The organism is Haloarchaeobius pelagicus (assembly GCF_051207375.1).
Classification (GTDB): Archaea; Halobacteriota; Halobacteria; order Halobacteriales; family Natrialbaceae; genus Haloarchaeobius.
Map to the genome: position 1 here is coordinate 761,493 of NZ_JBPJZD010000001.1, position 17,893 is coordinate 779,385.

The 17,893-nt window shown below is 67.7% G+C and carries 19 protein-coding genes; 13 read left to right on the top strand and 6 right to left on the bottom strand.

Annotated features, from left to right (window positions below; genetic code table 11):
- Nucleotides 1–20: 20 nt before the first annotated feature.
- Nucleotides 21–851, bottom strand: a complete 831-nt coding sequence (locus ACSC1S_RS03995; protein WP_435363247.1) for a M48 family metallopeptidase — start codon at nucleotides 849–851, stop codon at nucleotides 21–23.
- 331 nt (nucleotides 852–1,182) lie between these two features.
- Between ACSC1S_RS03995 and dapA the strand changes: the two genes are divergently transcribed.
- The 7 genes from dapA to ACSC1S_RS04030 all read left to right on the top strand — a co-directional run bounded on the left by dapA (nucleotide 1,183) and on the right by ACSC1S_RS04030 (nucleotide 7,484).
- On the top strand, nucleotides 1,183–2,106 hold the full coding sequence (gene dapA, locus ACSC1S_RS04000) for a 4-hydroxy-tetrahydrodipicolinate synthase (protein WP_435363248.1): 924 nt from the start codon (nucleotides 1,183–1,185) through the stop codon (nucleotides 2,104–2,106).
- Nucleotides 2,103–2,879, top strand: coding sequence for a 4-hydroxy-tetrahydrodipicolinate reductase (gene dapB / locus ACSC1S_RS04005; protein ID WP_435364584.1), 777 nt, complete (start codon nucleotides 2,103–2,105; stop codon nucleotides 2,877–2,879). Before dapA ends, dapB begins: the two co-directional genes overlap by 4 nt.
- A complete protein-coding gene (locus ACSC1S_RS04010; protein WP_435363249.1) occupies nucleotides 2,876–3,703 on the top strand; it encodes a 2,3,4,5-tetrahydropyridine-2,6-dicarboxylate N-succinyltransferase in 828 nt (275 codons plus the stop codon). The genes dapB and ACSC1S_RS04010 overlap by 4 nt, the downstream gene beginning before the upstream one ends.
- Nucleotides 3,700–4,980, top strand: coding sequence for a diaminopimelate decarboxylase (gene lysA, locus ACSC1S_RS04015; RefSeq protein ID WP_435363250.1), 1,281 nt, complete (start codon nucleotides 3,700–3,702; stop codon nucleotides 4,978–4,980). Before ACSC1S_RS04010 ends, lysA begins: the two co-directional genes overlap by 4 nt.
- Nucleotides 4,977–5,870: a diaminopimelate epimerase gene (dapF, locus tag ACSC1S_RS04020; RefSeq protein ID WP_435363251.1), complete on the top strand. Its 894-nt coding sequence runs from the start codon at nucleotides 4,977–4,979 to the stop codon at nucleotides 5,868–5,870. The genes lysA and dapF overlap by 4 nt, the downstream gene beginning before the upstream one ends.
- Nucleotides 5,870–6,967 (top strand): M20 family metallopeptidase, encoded by a 1,098-nt coding sequence (locus tag ACSC1S_RS04025; RefSeq protein ID WP_435363252.1) that lies wholly within the window; start codon nucleotides 5,870–5,872, stop codon nucleotides 6,965–6,967. Before dapF ends, ACSC1S_RS04025 begins: the two co-directional genes overlap by 1 nt.
- A 106-nt stretch (nucleotides 6,968–7,073) precedes the next feature.
- Nucleotides 7,074–7,484 carry a DUF5518 domain-containing protein gene (locus tag ACSC1S_RS04030; RefSeq protein ID WP_435317588.1) on the top strand — a complete coding sequence of 137 codons (411 nt, stop codon included), beginning with the start codon at nucleotides 7,074–7,076 and terminating at the stop codon, nucleotides 7,482–7,484.
- Between the two features lie 72 nt (nucleotides 7,485–7,556).
- On the opposite strand, the gene ACSC1S_RS04035 is transcribed toward ACSC1S_RS04030, so the two are convergent.
- Together ACSC1S_RS04035 and ACSC1S_RS04040 are read right to left on the bottom strand one after the other, a co-directional pair.
- Entirely contained in the window at nucleotides 7,557–8,009 is a 453-nt protein-coding gene (locus tag ACSC1S_RS04035; protein ID WP_435317589.1) for a hypothetical protein, read from the bottom strand.
- A 43-nt stretch (nucleotides 8,010–8,052) separates the two neighbouring features.
- Nucleotides 8,053–8,325 (bottom strand): zinc ribbon domain-containing protein, encoded by a 273-nt coding sequence (locus ACSC1S_RS04040; RefSeq protein ID WP_435363253.1) that lies wholly within the window; start codon nucleotides 8,323–8,325, stop codon nucleotides 8,053–8,055.
- A 152-nt stretch (nucleotides 8,326–8,477) separates the two neighbouring features.
- On the opposite strand from ACSC1S_RS04040, the gene ACSC1S_RS04045 reads away from it, so the two are divergent.
- Genes ACSC1S_RS04045 through ACSC1S_RS04055 form a run of 3 tightly spaced genes read left to right on the top strand, consistent with a single transcriptional unit; the run spans nucleotide 8,478 to nucleotide 10,812 of the window.
- Entirely contained in the window at nucleotides 8,478–9,428 is a 951-nt protein-coding gene (locus ACSC1S_RS04045) for an ABC transporter ATP-binding protein (protein ID WP_435363254.1), read from the top strand.
- Nucleotides 9,428–10,216, top strand: a complete 789-nt coding sequence (locus ACSC1S_RS04050) for an ABC transporter permease (protein ID WP_435363255.1) — start codon at nucleotides 9,428–9,430, stop codon at nucleotides 10,214–10,216. Before ACSC1S_RS04045 ends, ACSC1S_RS04050 begins: the two co-directional genes overlap by 1 nt.
- Nucleotides 10,213–10,812: a TetR/AcrR family transcriptional regulator gene (locus tag ACSC1S_RS04055; RefSeq protein ID WP_435363256.1), complete on the top strand. Its 600-nt coding sequence runs from the start codon at nucleotides 10,213–10,215 to the stop codon at nucleotides 10,810–10,812. Before ACSC1S_RS04050 ends, ACSC1S_RS04055 begins: the two co-directional genes overlap by 4 nt.
- Before the next feature lie 15 nt (nucleotides 10,813–10,827).
- Here ACSC1S_RS04055 and purB read toward each other — a convergent pair whose 3' ends face one another.
- On the bottom strand, nucleotides 10,828–12,207 hold the full coding sequence (purB, locus tag ACSC1S_RS04060; protein WP_435363257.1) for an adenylosuccinate lyase: 1,380 nt from the start codon (nucleotides 12,205–12,207) through the stop codon (nucleotides 10,828–10,830).
- Between the two features lie 164 nt (nucleotides 12,208–12,371).
- On the opposite strand from purB, the gene purH reads away from it, so the two are divergent.
- The 3 genes from purH to ACSC1S_RS04075 all read left to right on the top strand — a co-directional run bounded on the left by purH (nucleotide 12,372) and on the right by ACSC1S_RS04075 (nucleotide 15,990).
- Nucleotides 12,372–13,988: a bifunctional phosphoribosylaminoimidazolecarboxamide formyltransferase/IMP cyclohydrolase gene (purH, locus tag ACSC1S_RS04065; protein ID WP_435363258.1), complete on the top strand. Its 1,617-nt coding sequence runs from the start codon at nucleotides 12,372–12,374 to the stop codon at nucleotides 13,986–13,988.
- Nucleotides 13,989–14,392: 404 nt separating this feature from the next.
- Nucleotides 14,393–14,947 carry a hypothetical protein gene (locus tag ACSC1S_RS04070; RefSeq protein ID WP_435363259.1) on the top strand — a complete coding sequence of 185 codons (555 nt, stop codon included), beginning with the start codon at nucleotides 14,393–14,395 and terminating at the stop codon, nucleotides 14,945–14,947.
- A 152-nt stretch (nucleotides 14,948–15,099) separates the two neighbouring features.
- A complete protein-coding gene (locus ACSC1S_RS04075; RefSeq protein WP_435363260.1) occupies nucleotides 15,100–15,990 on the top strand; it encodes a hypothetical protein in 891 nt (296 codons plus the stop codon).
- A 30-nt stretch (nucleotides 15,991–16,020) separates the two neighbouring features.
- Here the strand turns inward: ACSC1S_RS04075 and ACSC1S_RS04080 are convergent, their stop codons facing one another.
- Both ACSC1S_RS04080 and ACSC1S_RS04085 read right to left on the bottom strand, forming a co-directional pair.
- Complete coding sequence (locus ACSC1S_RS04080) at nucleotides 16,021–16,857, bottom strand: hypothetical protein (protein WP_435363261.1); 837 nt, start codon at nucleotides 16,855–16,857, stop codon at nucleotides 16,021–16,023.
- 91 nt (nucleotides 16,858–16,948) lie between these two features.
- Nucleotides 16,949–17,842, bottom strand: coding sequence for a hypothetical protein (locus ACSC1S_RS04085; RefSeq protein WP_435363262.1), 894 nt, complete (start codon nucleotides 17,840–17,842; stop codon nucleotides 16,949–16,951).
- Between the last annotated feature and the right edge of the window lie 51 nt (nucleotides 17,843–17,893).

Below are 17,893 nucleotides of genomic sequence, written 5' to 3' on the forward strand. Positions count from 1 at the left end.
CGCGACCCGGGCCGTCGCCGTCAGTTCCGGAGGCGCTCGATGCGCTTCTCGACGGGCGGGTGGGTCGCAAAGAGGGTTCGCAAGAGACCCTTGTCGCTGCCGAAGATACAGAGTGCGGCCGTGCTGTCGTCGATACGACTCTCGTCGACGCGCTCGCTAGCACCCTGGATCTTCTCGAGGGCACGGGCGAGCGGTTCGCCGCTACCGACGTGTTCGCGCGCGTCGGCGTCCGCGACGTACTCCCGGTACCGGGAGATGGCGAGCACGAACACCATCACGAGCATCTGGGAGATCATGCCGGCGATCCAGCCGAGGATGAAGTCGGCGATGTCGTTGTCGCCCGCGAGCATGATTCCCCACTGGACGGCGATGCCGACGAGGGCGGCGATGGACTGGCCGAGCACCATCGTCACCACGTCACGGTTGCGGATGTGTGCGAGCTCGTGCGCGATGACGCCCTCCAGCTCGTCGCGGGAGAGTATCTGCATGAGTTCGACGCTCACGACGACGACGCCGGCACCGCGGCGGCCGGTCGCGAACGCGTTCGGTACGCCCATGCGGGCGTACTTGAGCTTCGGTTTCTCGATGCCCATGTCGTCCGAGAGTCGTTCGACCATCCGGTGAATCTCGGCGTACTCCGCCTCTGGCATGTCCTCTGCGCCGACGCTCCGGAGCGCCGCCCACTTGCCGAACTTGTACTGGAAGCCGACGAACAGGAGGGTCCCGACGGCCACGAATGGCCAGACACCTGTCCCGAACATCGTCAGCGCGACCCCGGCGATGGCCGCGTAGAATCCGAACAGGATGGTTCCGACGAACAGCATCCTGAGCTTGAGCCCTGTGTGTCGCATGGGCGCCCCTTGCTCGTCAGGCCTTGTAAACTCCTCACCTCACTGTCTTCCCTAGCGTGTGTCTCTCACCCATGGCACAGCCCCGTCCTTGCGGACACATCTGCGAGCGGCACAAACGTTATTGTATGCAAGAACAGTGTATGCAGTGATGACTGCCGCCACTCCAGTCCGGGCCCGAGGTCCCACGAAGAGTGGCACATTCCGTTTTACATTTGGGAAAAAATTCGCGCAGTAGAGTGCTCGAAGCGGGCGTGGCGACCCCGTTCCGGGTGCGTTCGGCTGACCTGAACTGCGCGACAGACGACTTCCCACGATACACACTACACACCACATGACAGACATCGATTTCAGCGGCGTCTATCCCGCCATCACCACACCGTTCCACGAGGACGGCAGCATCGACTTCGAGACCCTCCAAGAGAACGTCTCTCGCCTCGAAACGGCCGGCGTCGACGGTATCGTCCCGGTCGGGTCCACCGGCGAATCGGCCACGCTCAGCCACGACGAACACATCGAGGTCGTCGAGGCCGTCGTCGACGAGGCAGAGGCGATTCCGGTCATCGCCGGCTCGGGGTCGAACAACACCGCCGAGGCACTGTCGCTCTCGCAGCGGTCGGTCGAGGCGGGCGCGGACGCCCTGTTGCTCATCTCGCCGTACTACAACAAGCCCGAACAGCGCGGCTTCGTCGAGCACTACGAGGCCATCGCGGACGCGGTGGACGCGCCACAGATCGTCTACAACGTCCCGTCCCGGACCGGCCAGAACATCGAGCCGGAGACGGCGGCCGAACTCGCCAGCCACGAGAACATCGCGGGCTTCAAGGCCGCCTCGGGTGACCTCGGCCAGATCACCGAGATCGTCGAGCGAACCCGCGACGAGGACTTTTCGGTCCTCTCGGGCGACGACGCACTGACGCTCCCGATGATCTCCGTGGGGGCGACCGGCACCATCTCGGTGTCCGCGAACATCGAACCCGAGCGCACCTGCGCGATGGTCGGGGCGGCACTCGCCGGCGACTTCGAGCGCGCACAGGCGCTCCACCACGAACTCGGTCCGCTGTTCCGCGCCCTGTTCTGGGAGACGAACCCGATTCCGGTGAAGGAGGCGATGCGCATCCGGGGCTACAGCGAGGCTCACATGCGCCTGCCGCTGACCCGGCTCTCGGACGAGTACGTCGAGCCGCTCGCGGACGTGCTCGCCGAACTCGAAGAGGACAGCGACTACGCGGAACAGCTCGCGGAGGTAGAGCGCTGATGGTCCGTCTCGGTGTCACCGGTGCGACCGGCGCGATGGGACAGGAGGTACTCGAAGCGGTCGCGGAGCGAACCGAGTTCGCCACCGTCGTCGGCTTCACCGCCTCCGGCGTGGACGACACGGTCGCCGGCGTCGAGGTGCTCTCGGACGACGACCTCGAAGCCGTGCTGGCGAACCGCGAAATCGACGTGGTCGTGGACTTCACCGTCCCCGACGCAACCGTCGACTACGCCGCAGCGTGTGCCGAATCGGGCACCGCACTGGTCACCGGGACGACCGGCCTCTCGGCCGAGCAGGAGGCGGCACTCGACGACGCGAGCGAGTCCGTCCCCGTCCTGCAGGCCGCGAACTTCTCGAAGGGCATCGCCGTACTCCGGAGCCTCGTCCGCGAGGCTGCTGGGGCGCTCGACGACTACGACATCGAACTCGTCGAGGCGCATCACAACCGGAAGCGCGACGCGCCATCGGGCACCGCGAACACGCTGCTGGACGACGTCGAGTCCGTCCGCGGCGAGGAAGACCGCGTCCACGGCCGCGAGGGTGAGGCCCCGCGGACCGAGGGCGAAGTCGGCGTCCACGCCCTGCGAGCCGGGAACGTCACCGGCTTGCACGAGGTGTGGCTCGCCGGCGGTCACGAGGAACTGCGACTCAGTCACCGCGCCGAGTCCCGCGGCGTCTTCGCCGAGGGGGCACTCGACGCGGCCCAGTGGCTGGCCGGCCGCGACGCCGGCTGGTACGACTTTGCAGACGTTCTGGAGGGAGACGACGAATGAGCTTGCAATCCGACATCGACGACCTGTGGCAGCGACATCAGACAGACGAACTCGACGCCGACGACCCCGAGGCACACGACGTGCTGGCCGAACTGCTCGCCGCGCTCGAAGCCGGCGAGGTCCGTGCGGCAGAGAAGCGCGGTGGCGAGTGGGAGGCGAACGCGTGGGTCAAGCAGGGCGTCCTGCTCAGCTTCGTGCTCAACGACATCCAGCAGTACGAACACGGCGGCGTCGTCTACAACGACGTCCTGCCCCTGCAGGACACCTCGGACCTGGGCGAGCGTGGGAGCCGCAACACGCCCGACGGGACCGTCGTCCGCGCCGGGGCCCACATCGGCTCGGACTGCATCATGATGAGCCCGAGCTTCGTGAACATCGGGGCGTACGTCGGCGACGGCACGCTGGTCGACTCGTGTGACACGGTCGGCTCCTGCGCCCAGATCGGCTCGAACGTCAAGCTCGGCGCGAACACGCTCATCGGCGGCGTCCTCGAACCGGTCGAGGGCGCACCCGTGGTCGTCGAGGACGGCGTCTCGCTCGGTGCGGGCTGCCGGGTGACCTCGGGCTTCGTCGTGGGCGAGAACTCGGTCGTGGGCGAGAACACCCTGCTCACGCCGCGCATCCCCGTCTACGACCTCGTGGACGAGGAGGTGTACTACGGCGAGCTGCCGCCGGAGCGCCGGGCGTTCCAGCGCTTCGTCGAGTCCTCGCTGGGCGACCACGACCTCATCCCGGGCGGCGCGTACAAGCCCGCGGTCGTGGCGACCGGCCTCGAGGCCGAGACCCTCGAAGCGACCCAGCGCGAGGAGGTGCTGCGCGAATGAGCGGCGAGGTCGCGCGGGCCGACGACGTGGCGGCCCAGGATGGCGGTGCCAGTATCCGCAGGCTCGCGGACTGGGACGCCGCCGGTCTGCGCGACTTCGCCGCCGAGTACGGCAGCCCACTCTACGTCCTCGACCTCGACCGGGTGCGCGAGAACTACCGCCGGCTCGACGCGGCGTTCCCCGACGCGGACGTGTTCTACGCCGCGAAGGCGAACACGCTGGGTCGGTGCCTCGCGACCCTCCACGACGAGGGTGCGGGCATCGAGTGCGCCAGCGCAGGCGAGGTCGCCCGGGCGCTCGACGCGGGCGTCCCGGGTGACCGCATCCAGTACACCGCGGTCAACCCGCCTGCCGAGGACCTGATGACGGTCGTGGGGCTCTGGCAGGACTACCCCGACCTGACGGTCACGGTCGGTGCGGCGGATACCCTCGACCGCCTCGAAGCGCGAGGGTACGACGGCCGGCTCTGCCTGCGGGTGAACCCGGGTGTCGGCGCGGGCCACCACGAGAAGGTCCAGACCGGCGCGGACGCCAAGTTCGGCGTCCCCTACGAGGAGGCGACCGACCTGCTCGCCGAGGCCGACGACCGCGGCTTCGACGTGGTCGGTATCCACGCCCACGCCGGGTCCGGAATCTCGGGCGAGGAGGACCTCGCGAGTCACCGCGAACTCGTCTCGCGGATGGGCGACCTCGCGCGTGACGCGCCGGTCGACCTCGAGTTCGTGGACGTGGGCGGCGGCTTCGGCGTCCCGTACCGAGAGGACGAGGAGCCCCTCGACCTCGACGCGGTGGCCGAGGCCACCCGTGAGGCCGTCGGCGACATCGACGCGACGCTCCAGGTCGAACCGGGGCGCTACCTCGTCGCCGACGCGGGCGTCCTGCTGACGACGATAAATACGGTCAAGGAGACGCCCGACACCACCGTGGTCGGCCTCGACGCGGGCATGACGACGCTGCTTCGCCCGGCGATGTACGACGCCTACCACGCCATGCGGAACCTGAACGCGGACGACCGCGATGGAGACCTCGTCGACCAGACGGTCGTCGGCCCCATCTGCGAGAGTTCGGACGCGTTCTGTCAGAATCGGCCGCTCCCTGCACCGGAGCGAGACGACATCCTCGCCATCGGCAACGCCGGCGCGTACGGCTACGAGATGGCGAGCCACTACAATTCCCGCCCGCGACCAGCCACCATCACGATCGCGGACGGGTCGGCGTCGCTCGCGCGGCGTCGTGAAACCATCGCGGACATCACGCGACAGGAGGTATCAGAATGAGCATCTCACAGCGAAACATCGAGTATCGAAAGTACAACGGCACCGGCAACGACTTCATCGTAGTAGACGCGGACGAGTACGTCCCCGACCGCTTCGCCTTCGCAACGCGGAACTGCGACCGCGAAGATGGCGTCGCCGGAACCGACGAGACCAGCGTCCAGCGCAACGACATGGGAACGACCGGCGCGGACGGCGTCCTCTTCTTGCATCTGGAAGCCAAGTACCGCCCACCACGTGTCGTCATGACGCTCGTCCAGCCCGACGGCTCCACCGCGGAGATGTGCGGGAACGGTGCACGCGTCGCCGCCGAGTGGGCGATGGAGCAGACCGGTGCTCCCGAGGTCATGATCGACACCCAGGCGGGCACCCGCCACGCCCGACAGGTCGGCGACGACATCGCCATCGAGATGGGCGAGCCGTCGTTCCGGCCCGAGGTCGTCCCGCTCGCACAGGACGAGCCGCTCGTCGAGGAGCAACTCGCCGGCTACGAGGTCACGGGCATCAACACGGGGGTCCCCCACGCCGTCGTCTTTGTCGAGGACGTGGACGCGATCGACCTCGATGCAGACGCCCCGGACATCCGCCACCACGACGTGTTCCCGGAGGGCGCGAACGTCACGTTCGCCTCCGAGCGCGCCGACGGCGGCTACGACCAGCGCACCTTCGAGCGCGGCGTCGAGGGCGAGACGCTGTCCTGTGGGACTGGCGCGGTCGCCATTGCGGCCGTTGCGAAGTACCTCGGTAAGCACGAAGCCGAAGAGCTCGTCGTGTCGCCGCCCGGTGGCGACCTCACCGTCGAGGTGCCGGACGACGGGCCCGCGGTACTCCGCGGCCCGGTAGTACACGAGTTCGACGGTGAAGCGTCCATCACGCCGCCGTCAGCCGACTGATGGTCGGCGAGTTCGACCCGGTCGAATTCCTCGACGCAGCGGTCCAGATACAGTCGCACGAGGACGTGTCCGAGATGCGCACGTTCCTCGTGGACACACTGGCCGACCACGGCGTCGAGGCCCACGTCGACGACGCGGGCAACACGATCGCGACACGGGGCAGTGGCAGCCCCCATATCGTCCTGAACACACACATCGACACGGTCCCGCCACACGTTCCCTACGAACGGGACGACGAGGCGGGCGTCATCCGCGGGCGGGGCTCCTGCGACGCGAAGGGGCCACTGGCGGCGCTGCTGGCTGGTTTTCTGGCTGCTGACGTGGACTCCGACGATGGTGCGGGGAGAGTTACGCTCGCCATCTCGCCCGACGAGGAGACCCTCTCGACGGGTGCAGCTGCGATGGAATTCGACGACCCCGACTGTTTCATCGTCGGCGAACCGACCGATCTGGACGTGTGTACCGCCGCGAAGGGCCGGTTCCAGGGGACCATCACCCTCACCGGGGAGAACGCCCACGCGGCCGAGCCCGACTCCGGAATCAACGCCATCAGTGCAGTCCGGGAGGTCATCGACGCCATCGAGTCGTTCGACGAGCGTCCCGACGCGCCACCGGTCCACCCGCAACTCGGTGGGGCGACGCTCACGCCGACGATGGTCGACGGCGGCACCGCGACCAACCAGGTCCCGGCCGAGACCAGCATCGTCGTGGACCGCCGGAGCGTCCCGCCGGAGTCGGCAGACGGGTTCCACGCCGCATTGCTGGAACACCTGCGCGAGTACGTCCCGTCCGAGGTCGGCGTCGAGTTCGCGCTGACGGAGCGCGACACACCCTTCCTCGAAGCGTGGGACACCGACGAGGGTAGTGAGGTAGTGCAGGCGCTGACCGCGGCGGCCGACGCCGAGACGCGGCACTTCACCGCCGCGACCGAAGCCTCCTACTTCGCCAAGCTGGCCCCGACCGTGGTGTTCGGGCCCGGCGTGCTTGCTGACGAAGACGGTGCGGTCGCGCACTCCCCACAGGAGTACGTCAGAATTGCGGAGGTCGAACAGGCGGCCGAGGCGGTGACCGAGGCCATCGCGACCCTGCTTTCCTGAGTCCGTCGTGGGCTCTCGCTCGCGTTCGTCTGACCGGAATCATCTACTGGTGAGCCATCAGGGGAGCCGCTACACTCGCTAAACCACCCGGCAACGTAGGATTGCCATGGTAGATACGAACTGGCGTGCAGTCATACTCGGCATCGTCACCATCTGGGCCCTCGCGGTGATCGGCGCGTACGTCGAGCAACTCGCGTTCCTCGGAACCGGCGTCGGCGCGTTACTCGGCGGATTGGTCACGGGCTACCTGGCCAACAGCGGCATGAAAGACGGGGCGTGGAACGGCCTCCTCGCGGGATCCATCGGGGCCATCGCCGTGCTCGTGCTGCTGGCGGTGCTCGGACTCGTAGTCTCCATCGTAGCGCTCTCGCTCGGTGGCATCCTGGCGACCGTCGGTTTCGGGGCCGCAGCCTTCGTTCTCATCGCCCTCAATTCGATACCCGCCATCGTCGGCGGTGCCATCGGGGGCCTGGTGAAACACGGCGAGACTGCAGAGACCGGTCGCCCGGCTGCCTGACGATACCCTGCCGCCTGAAGAACTGTTTTTCGCGGGTCGTTTTCGAGGTCGCTCCTTCGACGGTCGCACGCGTCAGTCCCGCAGCTGCCTGACGACCGGGACGAACAGACACACGACGCCAGCCACGCCCGAGAGCGCCGCACCCATCCCGAACGTCGTCCCGAAGTCGACGTAGACGCGCCGCCGGAAGACCTGCCAGGTGTTGGCCCGGTCGTCGTAGACGGCCAGCTTCCCGCGGCCCGGGCCTGGCGCAGCCTCCGGACTCTCGTAGACCAGTCGCTCGCCCGCGATGGCGCGGTCGAGGGCCGCCCGGTCGGCCGCGGTGAGGTCGCTCCGGTCGATGCTCCAGCGGGCGTCGGGGGCCGCGTCCGGGCCGTCGTACACCAGCGCGACACGAATCGCGCCGATGGTGAGGACGGCGGCGAGCGTCAGCAGGAGGACGCCGACGAAGAAGAGGGCGAAGCGGCGGCTCGACGTGCTGGCGATGCCGCGTCTGGAGCCGGCCGCGGTTGGCCCGGAGTACACGCTAGAGAGAGGGTCCCGACGGCTATCCGGTTCCCGCCTCGCCTCAGGCGAGGAAGGTGTCGACGACGTCGGCCTCGGCGGTCTGGCTGTCGTCGTAGAACTCCGAGTAGCCGCAGTGCTCGCAGGTGACGACGCGGAACTGTCTGGTCTTGATGTCGAACAGGCGCGCGAGCCCGGAGCCGGTCGTCGACACCAGGTCGGTCGTCACCGATTCGCGGTCACACTTCGGACAGCCCTGTGGGGCGGGCTGGTCGCGGTCGTCGTCGGCTGGGCAATCGGCCGGGGAGGAGGTGGGGGACTGCTGCGGACGGGGCATGGACGCGAGTTCTCCTGTCAGTGGTAAGTGTTTGTTGGTGGAACTGATTCGGTTTGTCGGTAATCGCCCACAGATGCCCGAAAACGCACGTCAGACGGCTCAAAAATATATGAACGATATATTTATGAGTTCATTCATCGTAGTCCTGAGTAATGAGCGCGATAACGGTGTCCGGCCTGACGAAGGATTACGGCGAGGTTCTCGCCAACGACGACGTGTCGTTCAGCGTCGCGGAGGGCGAGGTCTTCGGGTACCTCGGGCCGAACGGGGCCGGGAAGACGACGACCATCCGGACCCTGATGGGGTTCATCGAACCGACGGCGGGCACCGCCAGCCTGCTCGGGCACGACATCCGCGACGAGTCGGCCCTCATCCAGGCGAAACAGCGCATCGGCTACCTGCCGGCGAACCCGAGCTTCGACGAGAACGCGACCGGTCGCGAGGTTCTCGACCTCCACGCGTCCATCAAGGGCGACACCCGTCGCGCGGAACTGCTGGAGCTGTTCGACCCGCCGCTCGACCAGAGAATCCGCGAGTACTCGACCGGGAACAAGCAGAAGCTCGGGCTCGTGCAGGCGTTCATGCACGACCCGGATCTCGTCATCATGGACGAACCCACCTCGGGGCTGGACCCCCTGATGCAACAGCGCTTCAACGAGTTCGTCCGCCAGGAGAAAGAGGCGGGGACGACCATCTTCCTCTCCTCGCACGTCCTCAGCGAGGTGCGCCGGGTGTGCGACCGCATCGGCATCATCCGCGAAGGCCGCATCGTCACCGTCGAGAGAGTCTCCGACCTGCTCGACCGCAGCGGGAAGTTCGTCCGGCTCCGCGTCGCGAGCGACCTCGCGCCGGCGGACGTGACCCTCGACGGCGTCCACGACCTGTCGGTCCGGGCAGTCGACGGCCTCGTCACCGAGGCCCCGATGGCCAACGGCGGCAGCGCGCCCGAATCGGCCTCGGAGCTCACGTTCACCTACACGGGTGATTTCAACTCGCTCGTCGACTTCGTCGGCGGCTACGACGTGCTCGAACTCGACGTCGAGGAGGCCCCGCTCGAACAGGTGTTCATGCGCTTCTACGGCGACGACGAGGTGGTGGCCTGATGTTCGAGTTCGTCCGCTACCACGGCAAGCGCCGGGTGAAGGGAGCCGGGCTCATGACGCTCGGGCTGGGGCTGATGACTGCCCTCTACATCTACATGTTCCCGACCATCACGGCCGCGGTCGACCTCGACGAGTACATGCAGGCGTTCCCGCCGGCCCTGAGAGAGGCGTTCGGGACCGAGGCGCTCGGCACCATCGAGGGGTTCCTCGCCGCAGAGCTGTACGCCTTCGGCTGGGTCATCCTCCTCGGGCTGTACATGGCCTACGCCGCGGCGTCGCTCGTCGCTGACGACATCGAGCACGGGCGCATGGACATGACGCTCTCGCTGCCGGTCTCGCGCTCGCGAGTCCTGCTGGAGAAGTTCGGATCGATGCTCGTCCCGATGCTCGTCATCAACGCGGCGATGCCGGTCATCGTCTTCGCGGGCGTCGTCTCAATCGGCGAGTCCATCTCGGTCGCCGACCTCGTGATGGTCCACCTGCTGTCGATTCCGTACCTGCTCACGGCGGCCGCCATCGGGCTGGTTACCTCCGTGGTGTTCGACCGGGCCGGCATCGCCCAGCGAGCCGCCATGGGTGTCGTGTTCGGGCTGTTCCTCATCGACTCGGTCACCGCCGGGACCGACTTCTCGTGGCTCGGGGCCATCGCGCCCCAGCGGTACTACGACCCGGGTGCCGTCCTCGTCCACAGCGAGTGGGACCTCGGTGGCGCTGTCCTCCTGCTCGCCGCCAGCGCGGTGCTGGTCCTGGCGAGCCGCGAGTACTTCCGCCGGAAGGACATCGCATGAGTGGGGGATTCAGCGAGGTCGAACGCGAGCGCATCCGCGAGCGTCTGGTCGAGGAGGGGCGTGACCTGTTCAGCCACTACGGGCTGAAGAAGACGACCATCGCGGACCTGACCGAGCCCGTCGGCATCGCCACCAGCACATTCTACCAGTTCTTCGACTCGAAGGAGGCGCTGTACGTGGAGATTCTGGAACGCGAGGGCGAACGCCTCATGCCGCAGGTCATGGCACCACTGGAGGAACACGACGACCCGGAGGCGGCCATCGTGGCGTTCCTCGAGGGCATCATGGACGTCATCGAGACGAACGACCTCATCCGACAGGTCATCTTCGAGCCCGACGAGGCAGCGCGCCTCCGGGCGCAGTTCTCCGACAAGGAAGCCGCGGCGCGCCGGGAGGAGAAACTCGCGTACCTCATGCCCTACGTGGAGGCGTGGTACGAGGCGGGCAAAGTGCAGGGGCCGGCCCCCGATATCGTCGCCAACGCCATCCGGTCGGTGACGCTGCTGTCGCTCCACCAGGAGGAACTCGACCCGGCGCGCTACGACGAGACGCGGGACCTCGTGATTCGGGCGGTGGCGAAAGGATTGACGGCGTAAGATTGTCCGAGCAGCTCAGTCCAGCTCGTCCACGAGGTCGTTCCCGACGCCGACGTAGCCCTCGGGGGTCAGCGCTTTCAGTTCCTCGCGCACGTCCTCGCTCACGTCGAGGTCGTCGAACAGGTCGTAGAAGTCCTCGATGGTGACGCGCTTGCCGCGGGTGAGTTCCTTCACGCGCTCGTAGGCCGCGGTGTCGCCCTCGCGCCGGAGGATGGTCTGGACGGCCTCGCCGATGATCTCGGGCGTCTCTTGCAGGTCCTCGCGCATGACGTGCTCGTTCGGGACGACCTTCGCGAGGCCGTTCTGGGCCTTGGTGTAGCCGATGAGACAGTGCGCGAACGCCGCACCGATGTTCCGTTTGACCGTCGAATCAGAGAGGTCGCGCTGGAGCCGCGAGGTGGTGACGTAGTCCGCGAGGAAGGTGAGGTCGGAGTTCGCCTTCGAGAGGTTGCCCTCGCTGTTCTCGAAGTCGATGGGGTTGACCTTGTGCGGCATCGTCGAGGAGCCGGTCTCGCCCTCGACGGCCTCCTGGCCGAGGTAGCGCTTCGAGACGTAGAGCCAGAAGTCGCGGTCCATGTCGAGCAGGACGTTGTTGACGCCGCGGGCCGCGTCGAACACTTCTGCCAGGTCGTCGCAGGGGTTGACCTGCGTGGTGACCGGCGCGAAGTCGAGGCCGAGGCCGGTGACGAACTCCCGTGCAAAGGAACGCCAGTCGACGTCGGGGTAGGCGGCGACGTGGGCGGCGTAGGTGCCGGAGGCCCCGCCGAGTTTGCCTGCCAGCGACTCGACAGCGCCCCGGAGCCGGGCGCGAGTGCGACCGAGCCGGGCCGCGTACACCGCGACCTCTTTGCCCCAGGTCGTCGGCGTGGCGGGCTGGCCGTGGGTGTGTGCGAGCATCGGCAGGTCGCGGTGTTCCTGGGCCATCTCGGTGAGCTGGTCGACCAGGGAATCGAGTTCGGGGAGCAGGACCTCCTCGACAGCCCCAGAAACGAGCAGGCGGTGTGCGAGGTTGTTCACGTCCTCGCTGGTCAGCCCGAAGTGAATCCACTGGGCGGCGTCGAGGTCCTCGGGCAGGTTCACCCGAACGAAGTACTCGACTGCCTTCACGTCGTGGTTCGTGGCGGTGAACTCGCCGTAACCCTCCGTTTCGATGGTCTTGACGAGGTCGGCGTCCGCCTCGTCCCAGTCCTCGTACAGAGAGCGCAGTTCGGCGCGCTGTTCCGAATCGATTTCGAGCGGTGTCGCGTCGAGGTCGGCGAGCGCGACGAGGTACTCGACTTCGACCTGCACGCGAGCACGCATGAGCGCGGACTCGCTGGCGTACGGCGCGAGCGGTCGGGTGCGACCGGCGTAGCGGCCGTCGAGCGGCGAGACGGCGAAGAGCGGATTCGGCATGGGCGAAACTGCCGGGGCGGGTCGCAAAAGCCTGTCGGAACCATCCGCGTTCGTGCACAGGAAACTCGTTTCTTGGCGCTCGAACCGGGAAAGTATGCAGTTCTGTGCATACTTTTGCGCTCGTAACCGCAACTACTTTCCTGCCCGCACCACGCCACACAGGTATGACACGCATCGCCGGTCTCGCCGGAAACCGTGGTCGCAATCTCCTGCACATCGACGACCTCACACCGGGCGGCGCGGAGCTCGCCGTCGTCCTGACGAACGACGAAGACGCGCCCGTCCTCGCCGACGCCGAGGAGCGCGGCATCGCCACCGAGGCGGTCCCCATGGAAGACGGGGAGAGCCGACGCGAGCACGAACAGCGCGTGGTCGAAGCGCTCTCCGAATACGACTTCGACCTCGTCTGTCTGGACGGCTACATGCGCGTGCTCTCGGAGACGTTCCTCGACGAGATGCCGCTGACGCTGAACGTCCACCCGAGCCTGCTCCCGTCGTTCCCGGGCATGGACGCCTGGGGCGACGCGCTCGACGCGGGCGTCAAGACGGTCGGCTGCACGGTCCACGCCGTCACGAACGCGGTGGACGAGGCCGGCAACGTGGTCGCTGGCGAGGTCGACGCCGGCCCCATCGTCACCCAGGAACCCGTCCCCGTCTACGAGGGTGACGACACGGACTCGCTCAAAGAGCGGGTCCTCTACGAGGGCGAGTTCAAGGCCTACCCCCGCGCTGTCAAGTGGGTCGCGGAGGACCGCCTCACCGTCGACTTCGAGGCCAACGCGGTCTCGGTCGAGGGCGACGAGCCCGCCGACCTGCCCCAGCGCCGGGTCCTCACCGAGGACCGCCACGCCGACCTCCGCTACGGCGAGAACCCGCACCAGGACGCCGCGCTGTACGCCGACAACACCTGTGAGGAGGCCAGCGTCGTCCACGCCGAGCAGCTCAACGAGGGCGCGAAGGCACTCAGCTACAACAACTACAACGACGCCGACGGCGCGCTGAACCTCATCAAGGAGTTCGACGAACCGGCCGCCGCGGTCATCAAGCACACCAACCCGGCCGGCTGTGCCGTCGCCGACACCCTGAGCGAGGCGTACGCCGACGCGCTCGCGACGGACGCGAAGTCCGCTTTCGGCGGCATCGTCGCGCTCAACCGCGAATGCGACGCCGAGACGGCCGAACTCATCACCGACTCGTTCAAGGAGGTCGTCGTCGCCCCCGGCTACACCGACGACGCGCTCGACGTCCTCACCGAGAAGAAGAACCTCCGCGTGCTCGACGTGGGCGAACTCGGCGAGATCACGGAGACGTTCACCAGCAAGGAACTCGTCGGCGGCCGCCTCGTCCAGGAGCGCGACCTCGACGAGGTCACCGTCGACGACCTCGAAGTCGTCACCGAGCGCGAGCCCACCGAGGAGGAGCTGGAGACGATGCTGTTCGCGTGGAAGGTCCAGAAGCACGTCAAATCCAACGGTATCGTGTTCGCGAAGGGGACCGAGACCGTCGGCCTCGGCGTCGGCCAGGTCTCCCGTGTGGACGCGGTCGAGATCGCGGCGATGAAGGCCGAGCGCGACGCCGAGGGCAAGTCCGCCGACGGTGCCGTGATGGGCAGCGACGCGTTCTTCCCGTTCCCGGACGCGGTCGAGGAGGCCGCCGAAGCCGGCGTCGAGGCGGTCATCCAGCCCGGCGGCTCGAAGAACGACGACAAGGTCATCGAGGCCGCCGACGAACTCGGCATGACGATGGTCATGACCGGGACGCGGTGCTTTAGGCACGACTGAAGGCCTGAGGATTCGGTTTCTACTCTTTCAGTTGGCGTGCGCTTTCGAGTGTGCCGAGCACGAGCGAGGCCACGAGATGAAACCGCGCGAGGGATGAGTACCGCAGTGAAACGAAGCGAAGCGGAGTGAAACGAGGAACGTTCACGAGACGTCTTGCGTCTCGTGAGCCCACCAGAAATCTCCGATTTCTGGGGACGGAATCGGCTGGGGAGGGTGTGGATGCGGTGCTGTGCGGTGGCAGTCATAGCCACCAGCGCGAGTCGTCTGCTTCTCGCCACCGAGAGCACCCATACTGCCAGCCACACCTACCGTCGTCCCCACTCGAACCGCCCGATGAACCCACGACCACCACCCAGATAGGAACCTTCTCGTTTGAAGTACGCCGCCGCCCTACAGGACACCACATGGGTCTGCTCTCCAGTCGGAAGGTCAAGGCGCTAGTGGCCATGCTCGCCCTGACCCTGTTCACCCTCGTCGGCGTCTCAGCGTGGGGGCTGTTGCAAGCGTTCGCGGCGCTCGGGACCGCCGGGAGCCTGTTCACCTTCGTCGGGGCCATCGCCCCGTGGGTCGTCGCAGCCCTCTTGCTCACGCTCCTCTCGGGATTCTGGGTGGTCTGGCTGCTGGTGGCCATCGTCAGCCAGGTGTCGATGCCGAGCCTGAACAGCCAGCGCATCTCCAACGCCGCGGCACTCGTCGAGTTCGCGGTCCCGCAGGCGCGCCAGTACGGCGTCTCGGAGTGGTTCGCGCCGCCGGAGCCGACCCTCGAAGAGAAGCGCGAGGAACTGACGGAGCGCTACGTCGACGGCGACCTCTCCGACAGCGAGTTCGAGCGGGAACTCCAGATACTGTACGAGGACGAGGAGGGGTTCGAGAACAGGGAGTTCCGTGACGACCTCGACGCGCTGCTGGACGACACGGAGCGCGACCGGCGACGAGAGTTCGACCGCGAGACGACGTAGGCCGCCAACGAGGTGGTCACACCCGGCCTGGGAGCCGGCCACACCCGGCCTGGGAGCCGGCCACACCCGGCCTGCAAGGCGGCCACACCCGGGCCGCGAGCCGGCCCCGGCCGAGGGTAAGACATTCCACCGTCGGCCGATTCTGTTCTCACATGGGACTGTTCGACCGGTTGCGAGGTCTGTTCGGTGGGAGCGACGAGACTGCATCGACGGGGGACGAATCCGTCGGGCCAGCGGCGGGCTACGACGACGCGGACGTGACGCCCGAGGAGATGTCGGACCCCGAGGGGCGGGGGCGCTCCGGGGTGAACGTGGCCCACGAGGGGGCCAAGAGCGGGAGCCACGGGAGCCACTGGGACACGGTCGTCGAAGGCGACGACGCCATCATGGAGGCGATCATGGGTGCGGTCGAGTCGGGGACCGCGACCGAGGGTCGGCAGGTCGACGACGAGACGGTCGTCGGCTACCGGGGCAGCGCGGGGGCGCTCTCGACCGTGACCATCGCCAGCGAGGCGGGCGAGATCTGGTCCGGCTACCCGGCCGCGGAGGGTATCACCAACGAGGTGGCCGTCTCCGAACTCATCCCGTGGGCGAACGGGGCCGAAGCACAGCTCTCGGGCACGCTCGGCGACGCGACGGTCTCGTTCTTCGCGACGAACTTCTGGGAGCACGAGGCCGACTACTTCGGCGGGGACTGCGAGGTCGAACTCGCGGCGCTGGCGTACGACCTGAACCCGGCCGAGACGGAGACCCTCACCGACGACGAGGGCAACGAGTTCTCGACCGAGGGGATGGCCGGGTTCGTCCCGTTCGAGGGCGGTGACGTGGACGACTACATCTTCCAGACGACGGTCGAGACCGTCACCGAGGTCGACTTCGGCGGCCAGCCGATGTACCGGATGCGCGTTCCCCTGTTCCGCGGCGACGACGGGACCGAGTACCAGGTGATGCTGTATGCGGCGAAGCGACTCTGTGGCGACTTCGAGCCCGGGAAAGGCGACGACGTGGAGGGCGTGTTCTGGCTGCAGGGGCGGGTGCACTGACGGCGTGCTGGATGGTACCCGCCGGCAGCGTCACAGCGTGACCGTCCGGCGGTGAGACGTCCTCCCCCAGCCGAGGACGACGGTCACTTCGGACGCGTCCTCTGCGTAGACTGACACGAGCTCTTCTGTCGTCACCGTCTCGCCAGCCGGAACCTCGAACGTCACCTCGGGGGTGTCGCTGATGTAGTCCGTGCCTAGCTCGGCCATGAACCGCCCGTCGCGGTCGCCCTCGTTCGTGACCTCGAGGGTCGCCCGGACCGAGGCGTTGCCGCCTTCGACGGTGAACGAGTCGAGGGTGAACCGCGGGACACGGGCGATTCGGGCGAGCTGGGCAGCGGTGAACTCGTGTCGGACGCCGCCGTCTCCTGCAGGACCGACGGCGAGTTCGCCCGTCCCGGGGTCGATTCCGGTGGGAACCGGGACGGCGATGGTCGTCGCGTACTGGCTCCCGAACTCGGTCGCGAAGGCGTTCTCGTATGACTCGCCGTCGAGTGTGACCGCGAACCCGAGGTCGGTCGGTGCGGGCGGGTCCGCTGTGGGCTCGCCATCTTCTGGGGGCAACACGCCGACGTCCGCGGTGACGTACTGGCGCTCGGGGTCGGCGGCGACGTCGACGTGTACGCCGTTCGCGACGGTCGTCGTCCGGCGGTACACCGCGGCGTTCTCGACGACGAGGTCGTACCCGTCTCCGGACGCGGGGTCGGTCGCCGTGGTGTCGGGGGCTGTCGAGTCGGTCGGTGATGTGTCGGTGCCCGTCTCGGTCGGCTCCCGACCGGTGTCGGTACCCAGCCCGTCCGAGCCGATGCAGCCGGTGAGGGCTACCGGAATCGCGGCTCCGGCGGTGGCGAGGAGACGCCGTCTGTTCATGTTCCCGACTTCCCGCTACCCGGATAAGTGCTTTCAGCTAGCTGAAGCGTCTGTTGTACGGTACGAGGCCAGCCGACGACGCGGACCGCCCTCAGAGGGCGACCGTCTGCTCGTGGACGGTGTCGCCCCAGCGCAGGAGGACGGTCGCCTGGTCGTGGTCGGCCCGCGGAACCGGGGCGCTGGTGTGGTACGTGACCGGTTCGTCGAGGGGGACCCCGAACGAGATGGACTCGCCCTGTGTCGCCGACTGGGTCCGAAGTTCGGCGAGGAAGCGACCGGCTCGACTGCCCTGATTGCTGACCGAGAGCCGGACCGGTAGCTGGGTGTCTCCCGACCCGACCTCGAACGATTCGAGCACGAAACGCGGCGTCCGGTCGAGCTGGTCGAAGTGCCCCGACGAGAGCGGCCACCGAACCGTGGTGCCACCGGGCGCGTACCACATCACAGCGCCGTTCGACGCGTCGATACCGGCGGGGACCGGGACGGCGAACGAGCCGTGCCCGTCCTCGCAGGTGTCCGTCGGAAAGACGCGCGTGTAGGTCACACCATCGAGCGAGAGGGCCAGCGAGAGCTCGGTCGCGTCCGGGGGCGTTGCGGTGGTCCGGGTGGCGGAGACGGACGTGGTCGACTGGGGAGCCGCCGGCGTCTCGGTGGCGGCTGGCTCGGCGCGGGCCGTCGTGACGTGAAAGACGAGGTACTGGCGGTCTGCGGCGGCGACGACCGACCGGTCGGTGCCGGTGCGCGTCGTCCGTCGCCACACGCCCGCGGCGGTCACGGTGGCAGCGATATCACCGACGCTCGCCGGGGAACCGATGCTGCTCGTGACGACCTTCGTCGTTGGCCGCACGGTCGCCGGGGCGGTCGGGGTCTCGGAGCGTCTCCCTCCGCCGCCGGGAGGGCCTGTATCCTCGGAGAGGGCGTCGAGGCAGCCGGCGGTGGCACTCAGTCCACCGGCCGCGACAGCGAGGAACCGTCGTCGATTCATGTGGCTTCGTACTGTACCCGACACCTTATAGGTTCATCATACTGAAAAATG

Bases quoted from the DNA above. Each gene is read 5' to 3' on its own strand.
- ACSC1S_RS03995 (WP_435363247.1), bottom strand. From the start codon at position 851: ATGCGACACACAGGGCTCAAGCTCAGGATGCTGTTCGTCGGAACCATC.
- dapA (WP_435363248.1), top strand. From the start codon at position 1,183: ATGACAGACATCGATTTCAGCGGCGTCTATCCCGCCATCACCACACCG.
- ACSC1S_RS04010 (WP_435363249.1), top strand. From the start codon at position 2,876: ATGAGCTTGCAATCCGACATCGACGACCTGTGGCAGCGACATCAGACA.
- lysA (WP_435363250.1), top strand. From the start codon at position 3,700: ATGAGCGGCGAGGTCGCGCGGGCCGACGACGTGGCGGCCCAGGATGGC.
- dapF (WP_435363251.1), top strand. From the start codon at position 4,977: ATGAGCATCTCACAGCGAAACATCGAGTATCGAAAGTACAACGGCACC.
- ACSC1S_RS04025 (WP_435363252.1), top strand. From the start codon at position 5,870: ATGGTCGGCGAGTTCGACCCGGTCGAATTCCTCGACGCAGCGGTCCAG.
- ACSC1S_RS04030 (WP_435317588.1), top strand. From the start codon at position 7,074: ATGGTAGATACGAACTGGCGTGCAGTCATACTCGGCATCGTCACCATC.
- ACSC1S_RS04040 (WP_435363253.1), bottom strand. From the start codon at position 8,325: ATGCCCCGTCCGCAGCAGTCCCCCACCTCCTCCCCGGCCGATTGCCCA.
- ACSC1S_RS04045 (WP_435363254.1), top strand. From the start codon at position 8,478: ATGAGCGCGATAACGGTGTCCGGCCTGACGAAGGATTACGGCGAGGTT.
- ACSC1S_RS04050 (WP_435363255.1), top strand. From the start codon at position 9,428: ATGTTCGAGTTCGTCCGCTACCACGGCAAGCGCCGGGTGAAGGGAGCC.
- ACSC1S_RS04055 (WP_435363256.1), top strand. From the start codon at position 10,213: ATGAGTGGGGGATTCAGCGAGGTCGAACGCGAGCGCATCCGCGAGCGT.
- purB (WP_435363257.1), bottom strand. From the start codon at position 12,207: ATGCCGAATCCGCTCTTCGCCGTCTCGCCGCTCGACGGCCGCTACGCC.
- purH (WP_435363258.1), top strand. From the start codon at position 12,372: ATGACACGCATCGCCGGTCTCGCCGGAAACCGTGGTCGCAATCTCCTG.
- ACSC1S_RS04070 (WP_435363259.1), top strand. From the start codon at position 14,393: ATGGGTCTGCTCTCCAGTCGGAAGGTCAAGGCGCTAGTGGCCATGCTC.
- ACSC1S_RS04075 (WP_435363260.1), top strand. From the start codon at position 15,100: ATGGGACTGTTCGACCGGTTGCGAGGTCTGTTCGGTGGGAGCGACGAG.
- ACSC1S_RS04080 (WP_435363261.1), bottom strand. From the start codon at position 16,857: ATGAACAGACGGCGTCTCCTCGCCACCGCCGGAGCCGCGATTCCGGTA.
- ACSC1S_RS04085 (WP_435363262.1), bottom strand. From the start codon at position 17,842: ATGAATCGACGACGGTTCCTCGCTGTCGCGGCCGGTGGACTGAGTGCC.